The 14,883-nt window shown below is 71.4% G+C and carries 18 protein-coding genes; 10 read left to right on the forward strand and 8 right to left on the reverse strand.

From position 1 onward, the window contains the following. Positions 1-26 precede the first annotated feature (26 nt). From pan1 to K6T36_RS14125, 3 genes are all read left to right on the forward strand, one after another. Positions 27-1,244 (forward strand): proteasome-activating nucleotidase Pan1, encoded by a 1,218-nt coding sequence (gene pan1, locus K6T36_RS14115; RefSeq protein ID WP_222921836.1) that lies wholly within the window; start codon positions 27-29, stop codon positions 1,242-1,244. A 142-nt stretch (positions 1,245-1,386) separates the two neighbouring features. Next, positions 1,387-1,923, forward strand: coding sequence for a DUF2240 family protein (locus K6T36_RS14120; RefSeq protein ID WP_222921837.1), 537 nt, complete (start codon positions 1,387-1,389; stop codon positions 1,921-1,923). After that, positions 1,923-2,354: a DUF7993 family protein gene (locus K6T36_RS14125; protein ID WP_222921838.1), complete on the forward strand. Its 432-nt coding sequence runs from the start codon at positions 1,923-1,925 to the stop codon at positions 2,352-2,354. Before K6T36_RS14120 ends, K6T36_RS14125 begins: the two co-directional genes overlap by 1 nt. Before the next feature lie 125 nt (positions 2,355-2,479). Here K6T36_RS14125 and K6T36_RS14130 read toward each other — a convergent pair whose 3' ends face one another. After that, entirely contained in the window at positions 2,480-3,145 is a 666-nt protein-coding gene (locus K6T36_RS14130; protein ID WP_225935137.1) for an HAD family hydrolase, read from the reverse strand. Positions 3,146-3,275: 130 nt separating this feature from the next. Between K6T36_RS14130 and K6T36_RS14135 the strand changes: the two genes are divergently transcribed. Beyond that, positions 3,276-4,529, forward strand: coding sequence for a DNA double-strand break repair nuclease NurA (locus K6T36_RS14135; protein ID WP_222921840.1), 1,254 nt, complete (start codon positions 3,276-3,278; stop codon positions 4,527-4,529). Between the two features lie 42 nt (positions 4,530-4,571). On the opposite strand, the gene K6T36_RS14140 is transcribed toward K6T36_RS14135, so the two are convergent. Beyond that, positions 4,572-4,907, reverse strand: a complete 336-nt coding sequence (locus tag K6T36_RS14140; RefSeq protein WP_222607216.1) for a DUF7113 family protein — start codon at positions 4,905-4,907, stop codon at positions 4,572-4,574. A 105-nt stretch (positions 4,908-5,012) separates the two neighbouring features. On the opposite strand from K6T36_RS14140, the gene K6T36_RS14145 reads away from it, so the two are divergent. The 3 genes from K6T36_RS14145 (at position 5,013) to K6T36_RS14155 (ending at position 8,267) form a co-directional block, all read left to right on the forward strand. Further along, positions 5,013-7,037: an ATP-binding protein gene (locus tag K6T36_RS14145; RefSeq protein WP_222921841.1), complete on the forward strand. Its 2,025-nt coding sequence runs from the start codon at positions 5,013-5,015 to the stop codon at positions 7,035-7,037. Between the two features lie 161 nt (positions 7,038-7,198). Beyond that, on the forward strand, positions 7,199-7,624 hold the full coding sequence (locus K6T36_RS14150) for a universal stress protein (RefSeq protein WP_222921842.1): 426 nt from the start codon (positions 7,199-7,201) through the stop codon (positions 7,622-7,624). Positions 7,625-7,724: 100 nt separating this feature from the next. Further along, a complete protein-coding gene (locus K6T36_RS14155; protein WP_222921843.1) occupies positions 7,725-8,267 on the forward strand; it encodes a CARDB domain-containing protein in 543 nt (180 codons plus the stop codon). A gap of 86 nt (positions 8,268-8,353) precedes the next feature. Here the strand turns inward: K6T36_RS14155 and K6T36_RS14160 are convergent, their stop codons facing one another. Both K6T36_RS14160 and K6T36_RS14165 read right to left on the reverse strand, forming a co-directional pair. Further along, complete coding sequence (locus K6T36_RS14160) at positions 8,354-8,767, reverse strand: TRAM domain-containing protein (RefSeq protein ID WP_222921844.1); 414 nt, start codon at positions 8,765-8,767, stop codon at positions 8,354-8,356. 116 nt (positions 8,768-8,883) lie between these two features. After that, positions 8,884-9,657, reverse strand: a complete 774-nt coding sequence (locus tag K6T36_RS14165; RefSeq protein ID WP_222921845.1) for a YkgJ family cysteine cluster protein — start codon at positions 9,655-9,657, stop codon at positions 8,884-8,886. 142 nt (positions 9,658-9,799) lie between these two features. Between K6T36_RS14165 and K6T36_RS14170 the strand changes: the two genes are divergently transcribed. Continuing rightward, positions 9,800-10,012, forward strand: a complete 213-nt coding sequence (locus tag K6T36_RS14170) for a DUF7511 domain-containing protein (RefSeq protein ID WP_222607222.1) — start codon at positions 9,800-9,802, stop codon at positions 10,010-10,012. A 6-nt stretch (positions 10,013-10,018) separates the two neighbouring features. Here the strand turns inward: K6T36_RS14170 and K6T36_RS14175 are convergent, their stop codons facing one another. The 4 genes from K6T36_RS14175 to K6T36_RS14190 all read right to left on the reverse strand — a co-directional run bounded on the left by K6T36_RS14175 (position 10,019) and on the right by K6T36_RS14190 (position 13,961). Further along, positions 10,019-10,843: an MBL fold metallo-hydrolase gene (locus K6T36_RS14175; protein ID WP_222921846.1), complete on the reverse strand. Its 825-nt coding sequence runs from the start codon at positions 10,841-10,843 to the stop codon at positions 10,019-10,021. Then, positions 10,843-12,624: a radical SAM protein gene (locus K6T36_RS14180; protein WP_222921847.1), complete on the reverse strand. Its 1,782-nt coding sequence runs from the start codon at positions 12,622-12,624 to the stop codon at positions 10,843-10,845. The genes K6T36_RS14175 and K6T36_RS14180 overlap by 1 nt, the downstream gene beginning before the upstream one ends. 119 nt (positions 12,625-12,743) lie before the next feature. Further along, positions 12,744-12,986 carry a hypothetical protein gene (locus K6T36_RS14185; RefSeq protein ID WP_222921848.1) on the reverse strand — a complete coding sequence of 81 codons (243 nt, stop codon included), beginning with the start codon at positions 12,984-12,986 and terminating at the stop codon, positions 12,744-12,746. An 81-nt stretch (positions 12,987-13,067) separates the two neighbouring features. Further along, positions 13,068-13,961, reverse strand: a complete 894-nt coding sequence (locus tag K6T36_RS14190) for a DUF429 domain-containing protein (RefSeq protein WP_222921849.1) — start codon at positions 13,959-13,961, stop codon at positions 13,068-13,070. A 137-nt stretch (positions 13,962-14,098) separates the two neighbouring features. On the opposite strand from K6T36_RS14190, the gene K6T36_RS14195 reads away from it, so the two are divergent. Further along, complete coding sequence (locus tag K6T36_RS14195) at positions 14,099-14,257, forward strand: DUF7559 family protein (protein WP_222921850.1); 159 nt, start codon at positions 14,099-14,101, stop codon at positions 14,255-14,257. Positions 14,258-14,259: 2 nt separating this feature from the next. Beyond that, positions 14,260-14,871 carry an Hsp20/alpha crystallin family protein gene (locus K6T36_RS14200; protein WP_222921851.1) on the forward strand — a complete coding sequence of 204 codons (612 nt, stop codon included), beginning with the start codon at positions 14,260-14,262 and terminating at the stop codon, positions 14,869-14,871. Positions 14,872-14,883 lie beyond the last annotated feature (12 nt).

The following is a 14,883-nucleotide window of genomic DNA, read 5'->3' on the forward strand; positions in this document are numbered from 1 at the left end:
TGGTACTCACCGCCCTAGCCTCGCCGATGACTGACACCGTTGACGACGTCGACCTCCCGTACGAGGAGGAGGCGGCGTCGCAGCAGGAGAAGATCGAGGCCCTTCAGGAGCGCCTCGAGGTTCTCGAGGGGCAAAACGAGGAGATGCGTGACAAGCTCCTGGACGCGAACGCGGAGAACAACAAGTACCAGCAGAAGCTCGAGCGGCTCACCCACGAGAACAAGAAGCTCAAGCAGTCGCCGCTGTTCGTCGCGACGGTCCAGGAGCTGACCGACGACGGCGTCGTGATCAAACAGCACGGCAACAACCAGGAGGCGCTGACGGAGGTCACCGACGAGATGCGCGAGGACCTCGACCCCGACGACCGGGTCGCCGTCAACAACTCCCTGTCGGTCGTGAAGAAGCTGGAGAAGGAGACGGACGTGCGCGCCCGCGTCATGCAGGTCGAGCACTCCCCCGACGTCACCTACGCGGACATCGGCGGGCTCGACGAGCAGATGAACGAAGTGCGCGAGACGGTCGAGATGCCGCTGAAGAGCCCCGAGATGTTCACCGACGTGGGCATTCAGCCCCCGAGCGGCGTGCTGCTGCACGGTCCGCCCGGGACCGGGAAGACGATGCTCGCGAAGGCGGTCGCGAACCAGACCGACGCCACCTTCATCAAGATGGCCGGCTCGGAGCTGGTCCACAAGTTCATCGGCGAGGGCGCCAAACTCGTGCGCGACCTGTTCGAGGTCGCCCGCGAGAACGAGCCGGCGGTCATCTTCATCGACGAGATCGACGCCATCGCCTCCAAGCGGACGGACTCGAAGACCTCCGGCGACGCGGAGGTCCAGCGCACGATGATGCAACTCCTGAGCGAGATGGACGGCTTCGACGAGCGCGGGGAGATCCGCATCATCGCGGCGACGAACCGCTTCGACATGCTCGACCCCGCGATCCTCCGTCCCGGCCGGTTCGACCGCCTCATCGAGGTGCCCAAGCCCGAGGCCGAGGGGCGCGAGCTCATCTTCGAGATCCACACCCGCGACATGAACGTCGCCGACGACGTGGACTTCGCGGAGCTCGCGGAGCTCGCCGAGGGCGCCTCCGGCGCGGACGTGAAGGCCGTCTGTACCGAGGCCGGCATGTTCGCCATCCGCGAGGACCGCACCGAGATCACGATGGCGGACTTCGAGAACGCCTGGGAGAAGACCTCCCAGGCCGAGGAGACCGACGCCGACGACTCGCTCGCGTTCGCGTAACGACCGGCGTTTCTACCGACCGCAGTTCGTCCGACCGCTGTTCTCCCGATCCCGTTTCTCCGATAACCAGTTCTTCCGGCCGCCCGCCCCTTGAGCGACCGCGCCCCGAGCGGCTTTTGGTCCGTGCGGCGAACCGACGCGTATGACCCTGGAGGCAGCCGTCGCCGCGCCGTTTCGCGGCGCCGGCACCGACCGGATGGGCGAGGGCGAGTTCGTCGTCGCGCTCTCGCTCGATCGCGACTGGTTCTCCCCGGATCAGGCGAAGCGTCTCGTCGACATCGCGACGGCCCGGGGGCTGTTGGACGAGGAAGGCGGCGACCTCCGCGCGCAGTTCGACCCCGCGGAGGTGAACGTCCCCGCCGACTTCGCCCCCGACGAGTCGATCCTCCGCGAGCAGTCGACGTTCGAAAAGGCGGTCGACGCGGTCGTCGCGGACGGGATGGAGAAGCGCGACGCCGTCGCCGCGGCGAACCGTCGCCAGCGCGAAGCCGGCGTGACCCTGGAAACCGCGGCCGTACTCGTCGCCCGCGAGCGGGGCGTCGACGTGAGCGACATCGCCGACGCGGCACGCGAGGAACTGACGGCGGACGCGACCGAGGGGGAAGAACCGGACGGGTCGCCCGACGCCGCCGACGCCACTGACGACGCCGGCGACGACGCGTCCACGGGGGGAGCGTGATGGTCGCCGACCGAACCACAGACGGCGTCCGCATCGCACAGCTGCTCGCCTCGGAGCTGGTCGGCGACGGCGACGCCCTCGCGGCCGTCCGCGTGAGCGACGCCGACCCCGACGTGGAGCCGACGACGCAGGGGACGCTCGCGTACCGGGTTCGGCTCGAAGACAGCGACGACGGCGAAGACGGAGCGGGCGCCGAGGGAAGCGAGGGCGCCGGCCGTCCGCTCGCGGAGGTGTACGTCCACCCCGAGCGCGCGCACGTCGAGTTCGTCGTCGCTCCCGACGCCGCCGCGACCGCGGCGGAAGACTCCGGCCTGCGCGTGCGCCCGAAGGCGGTCACGCCCCCGCGGACGGTCGTCTTCGTCGAGGACGGCGCACAGGTGAAGCGGGTGCTACCGGCGTTCGAGGCCGTCGTGAGCTCCGACGCAACGTAACGCGGCAGGCACAGATACGGTAAGGGCGGCAGCGTCGGAGTGATGACGCCGCCGGCGACGCCGACGGCGACGGGGACAGTGGTGACGCCGATGGCAACGACGCCGGCGGCGGCGACAATGCCGGGTTACAGCTCCCGGAGGATGCCGGGGAGGTCCCGGGCGAGGCGGTCGCGTGCGACCGTCGCGTCCGCCTCCGGCGCGGGGTCGTCCCCCTCGCCGAGGACGTGGACGGTTCGCAGCCCCGCCGCGGCGGCGCCCCGCACGTCCTCGACCGGATGGTCGCCGACGAACGCCGTCTCGTCCGGGTCGCTCCCGAGCCCGTCCAACAGCGCTTCGAAGGCGCGCTCGTCGGGCTTGCCCGCGGGGAGGTCCCCCGAGATGTGGACGGTGTCGAACGCGTCCCACCAGCCGAGGTAGTCGAGCTTCGCCGACTGCGCGCGCACGGGGCCGTTGGTGAGCAGGCCGACGCGGTACTCCTCGCGGAGGGACGCCACGAGCTCCCGAACGCCGGGCACGGGGACGAGCGCGGTCGTCACCGCCTCGCGGTAGGCGTCGGCCAGGGCGGCCGGGTCCGCCTCCGCGTCGTGCGGTTCCAGCAGCTCGGCGAAGACGGGCTCCCTGCTGTCGGCGGTGCGGTGGTTGGCGTGGGCGTCGAGGTACGCCGCCCGGTCGACGGCGTCGGTCAACTCCGGGGCGCCGGCGGCGTCGAGCGCGTCCGCGAGGATGCGCGCCCGCGAGCGTTCCGGGACGGCGAGCGTGGCGTCGAGGTCGAACCCGACCGCGCGTATCACGACCGGGGGAAGGGTGCGGGAGGGTATGAAGACAGCGACGCCGGCGGACCGGGCGGCGTGCGGGCGGGCGGGACGATTTCCCACGTCGCCGACCGCACCGCTTTTGCGCCGTCGGCGCCCGCGTTCGGCCGTGACGCTGGACCCCGTACACGTCGACACCATCGCCTACCTCGCCTCGGCCATCGCCGACGGGGTCGACGACGCCGACCACGACGACCTCGCGGGCACGGCGTGGGCGGAGTGGCTCGACCCCCTCCACGACGACGGCCGGGTCGTGTTGGAGGCACTCGGCGACCACGAGCTGCGGCGCACGCCCGTCGAGGACGCCGCGCTCGCGGACCGACCGTTCGAGACGAGCCACGGCGTCGACTCCGGCACGCTCAACCCCACATCGTTCAAGAACGGCCTCGTGCTCGACGTGGCGCAGGCGGCGATGGGCGCCGAGCCGACGGATCTGGACCTCCACCGCGCGCGCTCCATCGTCGTCACGGTCCACGCCAACGACGCGACGGTGGTCTTCCCCGACGTGCCCGACGGCTGGATGCCGTACGACGACGGCAACTCCGAGCGCCGGGTGCTGAAGGTGCCCCGGAGCCGCCGGTTCGCCGACGAGATGGTCCACGAGCTGGCGCTGTCGCTGGCGGAGTCCCACCACGCGCGCAAACACCTCGAACGAGGCGAGGTGTCGGACCTGCTCGTGCTCGACGGCCCGCTGTACCCCAAACGCCTGCTCAACTGGGCGACCCGCGACCGGGAGCTGCGCGAGGTCGCCCACGGCGAGACGGTGCAGGAGGCGGTGCGGACGTACGTCCGGCTCGTCGAGTCGTGTATCGAGCGCGACGTGCCCGTGCTCGGGTTCGTGAAGAACCCGACCTCGGGGTACATCACCCGGACCCTCGACCGCAAGGGCGTCGAGGCGCCGTGGCCCGACGACGCCGCGCTGTTCACCCGGCTGCTGGAGCGACGACCGGACGGCGAGCGGGCGGACGACGCGATCACGTTCACCTCGTGGCTGCGCTCGCGGGGCGGTTCGGATTCGCCGCTGGCGAGCGACGGCGACGCCCTCGGCGTCGAGCGCGACCTCGACCCGTCCGGGTACGAGGTGACGTTCATGCACGTGTACGAACCCCGCGAGGACGTGCTGTTCAAGGTCGAGGCGCCGGCGGCGTTCACGGACGACCCGACGACGCGCGAGCGCCTCACCCGGCAGGTGATCTCGGAGGTCGCCGCCGAGGCCGGCCCGCCGACGCCCGTGGCGAAGGCCGACGAGCTGGCGCGGATCGGCGTCGGCGAGACGAAGGCGCTGCGCGGGAAGTTCGAGGAACGCTTCGGCGCCGAGCACCTGCGGACGTACGACGACGTTCGGTGGACTGAGTCGGAGTGACGCCGGGGGCGGCATCGACCGAAGCGGCGTCGACCCGGACGGTCACTCGGGGTCGCGCTTCTCGACTTCGATCTCCACGTCCGCCTCGCGGACGCCGACGCGGGCGAACTGCGTTCGGACGTGTTCCTTCGCGGCAGCGAGCGCCTGCTCGCGGGTGTCGAACCCGCGGGGCGCGGGCGACTCGAAGGCGACGCGGATCGCCTCGCCGTCGACGACCAGCTCCGAGCCGCCGGACTCCACCTCGTAGAACGCGTCACACACCCACACGTACGGCGCGTCCTCGTCGGGCGCGCCCTTGAACGTCGGCGCGCGCTCGCCGCGCTCGTACACCGTGCCGGTGAGCGCGGTGCCGCCGCCGCGCCCGCGGACGAGTAACATAGCGAAAAGTAGCCGTCCGAGTCGGAAAAGCGGTCGCATCCGGGCCGAGCGCGGGCCCGTCGCCCGACGGATACGGTTTTCACCCCGGGTCACGCAGGCCGTGACATGACCGACGCCGGAGAGCCGAACCTCGGCGACTTCGAGGACCCCGGCCAGTTCGACGAGACGGGCAACGGCGACGCGAGCGGGGGCGAGGCCGACGACCCCGAGGACGGCGCGGGAGACTCGGCAGACTCAGCCGACGAGGCGACGGGTGGGTCGGCGGACGAGCGGGCGGGCGCCGACGAGGGCGCGACCCGCGAGGGCGACGCCACGGCTTCCTCCACCGCCGGCACCGGCGACAGCGACAGCGACACCGACGCCGACGCGGACTCCGGGTTCGCACAGTACGCGATGGAGGCGGCGGAGGCGGGGACCGCCGACGGCATCGGGACCGTCTCGGTCGCCCAGGGGTTGCGCGTCGCCGAGGACGACGACGAGACGAGCCTCAAGGCGTTCGTCACCGTCGGGAACCGTGACGACGTCCGCATCGGGAAGTACCTGATCGTGCCGTACCCCGACGGCGAGCAGTTGTTCTGTCGAATCACGGCGCTGGAGTACGACCAGGAGTTCCGCACAGACGACGCGACCGAACTGACCGCGCGCCGGCGGATGCAGACGGGTGGGGGCGAGTTCACCGAGGCCGACTACAAGTATCTCGCCGAGCTGTCGCCCGTAGCCGTGTTGTTCGAGGACAGCGAGGCGCGAAGCGCCTCGGGAAGCCGGACGGAGTCCGGCGACGCCGACCTGAAGCGCCGGATGGTCGACCGCGTGCCCAAGCCGGGCGCGCTGGTCCGGCAGGCGGGCGACGCCGAGCAGATCAAGACCGGGCTCGCGATCCCCGAGGACGGCGTGTTCCTCGGCCACCTCTCGGTCGGCGGCGAGAAGGTGCGGACCGCGGCGGAGCCGCCGACCGTCGACTACCGGCTGAAGGACGACTACGCCGACGGCGACCCGCTCGTGTTCCGGCACACGCTCGTCGCCGGCGGCACCGGCTCGGGGAAGACCCACGGCGCCAAGAACGTCCTCCGACAGTACCTCGGGCGCACCTACGAGACCGACGACGGGCGCGACGCGCGCGCGGCCGTCGTGATGTTCGACCCGCAGGACGAGTACGCCCAGATGCACGACGACAACCCCGCGCTCGACGAGGAGCTGGCGCGGCGGCTCGAACGCGAGAACGTCGCCTACGGCGGCCACGACGACACGATCGCGCTGGTGCCGAAGGAGGCGGGAGTCAGCTACCCGGGGCGCGGACATCGCGCGGAGCAGGTCGAGTTCACGATCCCGTTCTCGGTCGTGAACGAGTACGACATGCCCTGGCTCGTCGCCGGCGCGTCGCTCAACGAGAACCAGTACCCCGCGCTGCTCACGCTCATCAACCGCTTCTTCCGCAACTACGACGACGGCACCTACCGGCAGTTCCTGAACTTCCTCGACGATCCGGCGCTGAAGGAGGAGCTCGACGAGACCGGCCGCGTCCACGAGGCCACCTTCGACGCGGTGAAGCGGCGCGTGCGCAGCGTGCCCTCGGGTGTGTTCGACCAGGACGCGACGCCGATCACGGAGCTAGACACGACGCTCGTTCGCCCGGGCGGGCTGACGGTCGTGCCCACCTACCACCTCTCGTCGGCGCGCGCTAAGGAGATGTTCGTGCTCGCGGTGTCGGCGATGCTCGTCGACGACAAGCTCTCGAACTCGCCGCGGAGCGCGCGGATCGACGAGACGCCGCTCGTGCTCGGCATGGACGAGGCGCACAACTTCCTCTCGGGCGCCGACAACGTCCAGGCGCGGCAGGTGGTGTCGAAGTTCACCGAGGCGGCCAAGCAGGGGCGCAAGGAGCGCCTGGGGCTGTTCCTCATCACGCAGGACCCCCAGGACATCGCCGACCCGGTGTTCAAGCAGGTGAACACCCGGCTCGTGCTCAACCTCGGCGATGAGGAGGCGATCAAGTCGGTGAACATCCCGCCGTCGCTCGCGAAGAAGGTGCCGTACATGGAGAAGGGACAGCAGGTCGTCTACTCCCCGGACAACTCCGAGCCTGTGGAGGTGACCGGGCTGCCGGTGTGTGTGACCCGCCACGGGGAGTGATCGGCGGCGGGGACGGGTGAGGGTCCGTCCGGCGCACGTCGCCACCGTTCGTCGGCTCGCTCGGTTCTGTCGATCCCGTCGGTTCTGTCGGTTGCGTCGATTCAGTCGGTTCCGTCGCCCGCGGGAGGACCTTTTTCTCGTCGTACGGGGATCGTTCGGGTATGACCGACCGCATCCTGATCGGCGTGGACGACTCCGAGCAGGCGCGCGACGCGCTGACGTTCGCGGCCGACGAGTGGCGCGACGCGGACCTGGTGCTGGTGACCGTGATCGACCCATCGGAGGCGGGACACACGCCGGGCGCGGGCATCCCCAGCGGGGCCGAGCAGTGGTACGAGCGCCGGAAGTCCGACGCCGAGGAGTTGCTCGCGGCGTCGGCCGACTCGCTCGACATCGCCGGCACCGTCGAAACCGCGACGACGGTCGGCAAGCCCGCGGCCGCCATCGTCGAGTACGCCGCCGACCACGACATCGACCACATCGTCGTTGGGAGTCACGGTCGAAGCGGCATCTCGCGGATCGTGCTCGGCAGCGTCGCGGAGGCGGTCGTCCGCAACTCCCCGGTTCCAGTCACCGTCGTCAGGTAGGACCGACGCGGACGACCGGCACGACCCCACGGCTCGACGCGGTTTCAACTTCGATAGCCGGGGGCGAGGGTTTAGGTCCGGGCCGGGACCCGCTGTGAGCATGGGAGCGCGGAGCGCGGTCGTTCGCGGCGCAGTCGTACTGTTCATCGCGGCCCTGCTGGTCGGGCCGGCCGTCGGGGGGACGGCCGGCGCGCAGGCGGCGTCGTGTCAGGCGAACGGGAGCCAGCAGGTGTGTCTCACCGAGGCGAGCCTCGACGGGGAGACGCTGACGGCCGGGGAGTCGACGGAGCTGTCGCTGACCGTCGAGAACACCGGGGAGGAACGGGCGACGGCGATCGTCGTCCTCAACGTCGTGAGCCCCGACAACGAGACGGACTCCTACGAGCTCCGGAAGCGCTCGCTGGAGCCCGGCGAGACGCTCACGGTCACGCAGTCGGTCGACGCGAGCACGCCCGGGGAGCACGGGCTGCAGGCGGTCGTCTACGGCGACGGCTACGAGCACCGCTTCGACGCCTCCGAACCGATGAGCGTCACCGTCGAGCGCCAGGGGCTCGGCGGCGACATCGACACGCCCGAGTACGCGCTCGCGGCGCTCGTCGGGTCGCTCGCGGTCATCGGCGGGATCGGCTACCTGCGGCGGTAACGGGCACGGTCGAACACGGTCGCGTCGGCGACGCCGTCGCTCGTCGGTCGCTTCGGCGGTCGTTCAAAGATCGGCCGCGGGCGCCGTCAGGCGTCGTCGTCGTCGATGACTTCGCCGACGGCGAAGTTGGATTTCACTTCGGTGATCTCGATCTTCACGCGCTCGCCGACCTCGGTGTCGGGGACGATGATCACGTACCCGCGCTCGACGCGGGCGATCCCGTCGCCCTGCTTCCCGAGGTCCTCGATCTCGACGTAGCGGATCTCGCCGCGCTCGACCGGCGGCTGCGGGCCGTCGTCGGTCGCGGTCGATCCCGCGGCGGTCGTGTCGCCGGCGTCGCCGCCGGCGCCCTCGCGCTCGATGAGCGCCACGCGGTACACGCCGCCGGGAGTCACCGACCCGGCGTCGACCTCGCGTTTCGGGATCTCGATCGTGTATCGGTCGTCGTCCTCGCGGACGTCCGCGCTGAACAGACAGATGAGTTCGTCGGAGATTTCCACGGAGATATCCCTCCACCCCGCACGTTCGGGCGATGTGACATATACCTACCGCCGCACGGGAGCGACCCGCCCGCCGCGCCCGTCGGCGAGGGAAACCGATCCCGTCGCCCGCCGCACTACCCGTCTCGCCGGCTCCCGTCCGGGTGTTTGGCGCCCTCGGAGTCGTGGACGACGACCTCCCCCGATTCAGTGGAGACGGGGTCGTAGTTGTCGCGGACGGCGATCGCCTCCTCCAACTCGCGGACGGCGCGCTCCTTCAGCGCCGCCGCGAGCGACTCGGCGTCCTCGCGGTCGATGTCGCGGCCGAGCCCCTCGCACTCGTGGGCGCGGACGGCCCCACCGGTGTCGTCGGTCTCGTCGGCTTCGTCGTCGGATCCCAGCGCGACGCTGTCGACGGCCTCGCCCATCGGCTGGCTCGTGCCCTCCAGATCGACCGAGAACGGATACGTCTCGCAGATGAGCGGCCGGTCGGCGTGGACCCCGCAGGCGCCGACGCCGTCCTCGTCTTCCTCGTAGAAGACGCAGTCGCCGCAGGAATCGGTTTGGAGCGCCCACTCGAACGTCTCACCGTCCGGCCCGTCGTCGCCGTCCACCAGCCCGTACGGCATCGGACGCGCCACGTCCCGCCAATCGCGGGCGTCGCCGCCCTCATCGCCGTCGCCGTCCGTCCTATCGCCCCCGTCGTCCTCGTCGGCGGTGCCGGCGGCGGCAGCCTCCTGCAGCCGCCGTACCTCGTCGGGGAACACCGTCGCCGTGTGCGGGTCCTCGGCCTCGCTCTTACAACAGGCGCCACAGCGGGTGCACTCGAACCCGATAGTCTCGACGGCGTCGGCCAACTCGCTCACGTCGAGGGCGCGTGCGCGCTCCAGTTCGGCTTCAAGCGACTGCACGGTCGGTCGTGCGGCCCTTGCGAACAAAACGTCGTCGGGCCTCCCGACGAGGTCAGTTCGCTCTACACCGCTCGGGAGTGCTCGGTATCCGCCCGGACCTGTCTTAGCGAGGTTTAAGTAGTTTCGTCGTTTTGACACGAGTATGTCGGCCGCATCCGACCGGTCACCCGAGGACGTGCGCACGCCCGACCCCCGCTTTTCCGCCCCGTCCGGGCTCCGAGCGGCGGTGGTTCGCCACGACGGCGAGCCGGACCGGTGTACGGTGTATCCGGAGGACGCAGACGACGTGGCCCTCGTGACGACGTGGCTCTCGGTCGACGCCGACTGCCTCGTCGCCCTCGACGACGCCCGCTGACGACGGTTACTCCCCCTCGTGTGCGACCGGCGCGATCGACTCCGCCTCCGGATCCCACCGGACGCGCCGCTCGCGCGCCGACTTCTCGACGTGTGCCCGGACCGTCGCGCGTGCCAGATCCCGAACGCCCGCGAGATCCTTCTCGTAGGCGCGATCCAGGACCGCATCGGGATCGCTCGCGCCCGCGTCGACCGCCGCAAGGACGGACCGTTCGCGGTCGAGCCGGTGGGCGATCAGCCGCGCACACGTCGCCCGCGGGTCGTCGATCCGGGGCCCGTGCCCCGGAAACAGCGCCGGCGGGTCGCGGGCGTGGAGCCGGCGGAGCGCCGTCAGGTACGCGCGCATGTCGCCCTCGGGGGCGGCGACGACGACGCTCCCCTCGGCGACGGCCACGTCGCCGCAGACGACGCCGTTACCGGTCTCGAACCCGACTCCGTCCGGCGCGTGGCCCGGGAGATCGAGGACGGTCGCCGGGCCGACGCGGTCGCCGGGGCCGAACGTTCGGTCGGGCTCGACGCCGGTCGCGTCGGCGAAGCGGTCCTCGTACCCTCGCCGCGCCCAGACCGTCGCGCCCGTCTCGGCGGCGTAGTCGGCGACGGCGCCGACGTGGTCGGGGTGCGCGTGCGTGACGGCGACGTGGTCGGCGACCTTCTCGCGGACGACGGTGTCCAGCGTGTCGGTGCGCGCGGCCGGGTCGACGAGCAGCGTCTCGCCGGTGCCGACGACGTAGGCGTTAGTCGTCCCGCCGGGCGCGCGCGTCTCGACGGGGACGGAGAAGCGGTCGACGTGGGTGTCGGCGGCGAGCGCGGGATCGGCGGCCCGTCGGGTCATCAGTCGGCGCTCCGCGGGGCGGGCGCGCCGGGGTACTCCGCATCGGCGTCGACGCCGGGGACGCCGGCGTCGGCGAAGCGCGTCAGGTCGGCGTCGGCGCCCGCGACCTCGGCGGCCTCGGCGGCGCTCGCGTACGGCCGGTTCACCACCAGGTCGCCCGCGGCCGACCTCCCGATCCCCGGGATGGCGGTCAGCTCGTTCATCGAGGCGCCGTTGAGGTCCATCGGGTAGGGCACGCCCGTCACCGAGCGGTAGCCCCAGTCGACGACCGCAACGTCGATCGTCCGCCCGAGTTCGTGTTCGCCGGGAATCCCGACGAGGATCGGGTAGGTGCCGAGCTGGCGCCCGAAGGTGGTCCCGTCCTCGTGGTACTCCAGATACACGTCCGGGAGGACGGTCCCGGTGGGCATCACGCGCTCCAGCATCGGCCGGTCGACCGTTTCGCGCACCTCGCGCTTGTACGACTGAAACTCCTTCTTGTGCTCGCGGGCGAGTTCGGCGCCCGTCTCGGCCATCTCGGTTCCCTCGAACGCCATCACCTGCCGGACGTTCACCCGGCGCAGCATGAGCCCCTCGTCCATCACCGACTCGAGGAACTCCTTGTTGTGCTCGAAGGTGTCCGCCGTCTCGCCCTCCAGCCCGTGGACGAGGTTGATCCCGGGGAGGAGCTTGGGGAGTCGCCGCGGGGCCGAGTCGCCGAAGCTGGGCGCGTCGGCGGGGTCCTCGCCGGGGCGCCACCCGGCAGCCTCGTTGACGACGCGGACCGCCTCCAGGCACTCCTCGGCGCTGACGAGGAGGTTGTTCTTCTCTCTGACCTCGGGATCGGCCGATTCGAGGCCGAAGGCGGCCGTGTCGCCGGGCGTGTTGTGGCGGGCGATCACCTCGATGGCCTCCCGCGACGCCTCGGGGTAGTCGGTGATCGTGACGGGGTTCATGTTGTCGAGGTGGAGCGTGCGCAGGTCGGGCGCGACCTCGCGGATGCCGCCGTACAGTTGGCGGAGCGCGTCGGGGTTGGGCGCCTCGCCGTCGCCGCCGAACGCGAGGATGTCCGCCTGTCGGCCGAGTCGGAAGTGGCGCACGCCGTGGTCCGAGAGGGCGTCGACCTCCGAGACCACGTCCGGCGCCGTGCGGAAGTCGGGATCGCCGTACAGCGGCTCCGTGCAGAACGAACAGCGGTAGGCGCAGCCCCGCGATGTCTCCAGTTCAGCGATGAGGTAGTCGGGGTGGTTGGGGTGCTGCTCGACGACGAACGCGCCCATGCTCGACCAGCGGCTCACCTCGTCGTAGTCGCGGATGCGGTTGCCGAACCCCTCCAGCCCGCTCTCGACGATGTCGTAGGCTGCCGCCTCCACGTCGCCCATGGCGACGAAGTCGTAGTCGAGGTCGTCGCGCTCCATCTCCTGGGCGCCGGCGTTCTCGTCGCCGACGCCGAAACGGACGGGGCCGCCCAGCAGGGTGACGCCGTCGGCGGTCCATGCGAGCTCGCGCACCTCGTCGGGCTCCGCGGGGGTGCCGCCGACGTACTTCCCGGGGACGGTCATCCCGCCGACGTAGATCATGAGGTCGGCGTCGGCGACGTCGCCCCACTTGCGCCGGTCGTCGCGCAGCTCGTCGATGGTGTGGTAGGTGACGTTCGACTGGGGGACGCCGGCGTCGACGAGCGCGCCCGCGGTGAAGCGCGGGTACGTCGAGACGTAGGGAGGGACGCCGAAGTGCGCCGGCTCGTCGACGTAGCCGTCGATTATCGTGACGGAGAGGCCGCTCGGGTCCGGCGCGGTCATACCCGTCGATGGCGGGCCGAGCGGCTAAAGCCGTGCGGTCCGGGGTCGGTTCCCGGGAGGTCGGGTTCGGTTCTCGGCGGTCGTGGCTCGGTCACGCTCGCGGCAGCGGCGGCTCCCGCTCACCAGCCGCCGCGCGTCCGCGCGTCGCCGTCGGCCTCGAACCCGCCGACCTCCTCCTCGATGCCGCCGACGAGCGCCGCCTCCTCGTAGGTCACCCCGTCACCGTCGGCCAGCACGTCGAGCAGGTCGTCGACCGTCCGCGGCGGGTCGGCGACCGTCTCCGCGGCTGACCGTCGTTCCTCCCGGTCGGCGGCCTCCCGGGCGCGTCGCTCCCGCTCGTGTTCACGCCGTCTCGTGCGCATTGGTTTCACCCCACACGGTGTCGAACGTCATGGCTATTCAGTGTTGCGTCGGATCGCCGCTTGACGCCGGTCTCGACGCCCTCAGGCGTAAATTCGGGCTTCCCGTCGATCGCGGTCGACGCGCTCGGCGTCGGGATCGACCGCCGTCCGGTAGTTCCGGGCGGCGGCGTACGCGGCCGCGATAGCATCGAGCGCGTCGTCGGTCGCGACCGCGCAGTCCCGGGCCGCGTCGCCGCGAGCCGTCTCGTCGCGAAATCCGACGCCGGCGTCGGCGAGCGCCGCGACGTTTCGTCGTCGCACCTCGACGTGTCGGCGCTGGCTTCCCTTGTAGCCGGTCCGGTCGGCCCCGTCGAGGCGGTCGAACACCGACGCGGGGTACGTCTCCAGCACGGCGAGTCGGGGCGGCGAGTCGGGCTCGGCCCCGACCTCCGCGGGGGGAACCGCCGGCGGCACGCACACGCTCTCGCGTTCGATCAGCCGCCGGAGCACCACGGAGATGCCGTAATAGGTCTGGGTCTTGATCCGGAACCCGGCGGGGTCCTGTCCGCCGTGGGCGTCGTCGGTCGCGCGCCGGAGGCGTCTCCCGGCTTCCGGGTCGGCGGCGTCGCGCACCGCGTCGTACAGGTCGCGCGGGGTGTCGACCCCGTCGAGGATCCCCCACTCCTCGGGCGTGGCGGCGACGAACTCGCGCCAGGTCCGGTCGCCGAGCACCCACGCCGGGAGGCTGAACGGCACGTCGATCCCCGCGACGGCGGGACCGTCGACCCCGCCGAGGTGGGCCGCCAGCGCCGGAAGCACGTCCTCGCGGGCGGTCGAGTCGAGGTCGAGGAACTCGGCGGCGGACGCCAGCTCCGCGACGACGAGCGCGTCGCCGTCGACGACGCAACGGGCGACCCACGTGTCGGCGCCCGCACGCATGGCCGCGGCGCTGAGGTCGACGCCGTACACCGCGTTCGGCTCGGGGATACGGGACACGAGCGTTCGAAGGGACGGGACACCCAAAGCCGCGACGGCTCCGGACGGCCGCGGGAGCGTCGCGCGTGCGACCGAGGGATACCGGAAGCCCCCGCCCGCCCCACGTCGTTTATGCCGCGTGCGGTCCAAGTCCGGGTATGCCCGCCACGAAGGAGGTCAAGTGCCTCAGCGACGACTGCGAGCTCGACATGTTCGAGAACCACTACACCTACGACATCGCCGACGACCACACGGTCGCGGACCTGTCGTGCCCGCTGTGCGGGGGGACCGACTGTCTGGAGGAGATCGAGCTGTAACCATGCCCGAACGCGACAAATTCGCCGAGGGAACCGACCGCCTGAAGGACGTCGGCGAGTCCGCGATGAACACGGTGCTGGACCGCGTCGGCCGCGGCGTCGCGACCGTCCAGGAGAAGTCGCCGCTCGCGTACGACCTGCTGGAGTCGGAGGACGCCTTCCTCGTCGTCTTCGACGCCCCCGGCGCCGAGCGCAGCGACGTGCAGGTCCGGTTCAACGATGGCGCTGTCGAGGTGCGGATCGACCGCTTCCGCGACTTCCGCGAGGGGTTCGAGATGCGCTTCCCCGGGCGCGGGCTCGCGCTCGACGGGCGCGCGGAGCTTCCCCCGGGCGCGGCCGTCGAACCCGAGGACGCCACCTCGACGCTCACCGACCACGGGACGCTCCGCGTCCGCGTCCCCAAGGCCGAGGGCGGCTCCGTCGCCGTCGAAGACGCCGAGAGCGACCGGAAAGCCGATGCCGACGCGGACGACGAGCCGGTTCAGTTGGACATGGACGAGGACGAGGCCGACCCCGACGAGGCTGCCGACGACGGCGCCGAATCCGACGAGGACGCCGACGGCTCGGAGGGCGAGACCGACGACGCCGAGTCCGACGACGCCGACGAGAAGTAGCGCTCCGATTCG

The sequence above is a fragment of the Halobaculum roseum genome (genome assembly GCF_019880245.1).
In the GTDB taxonomy this organism is placed as follows: Archaea; Halobacteriota; Halobacteria; order Halobacteriales; family Haloferacaceae; genus Halobaculum; species Halobaculum roseum.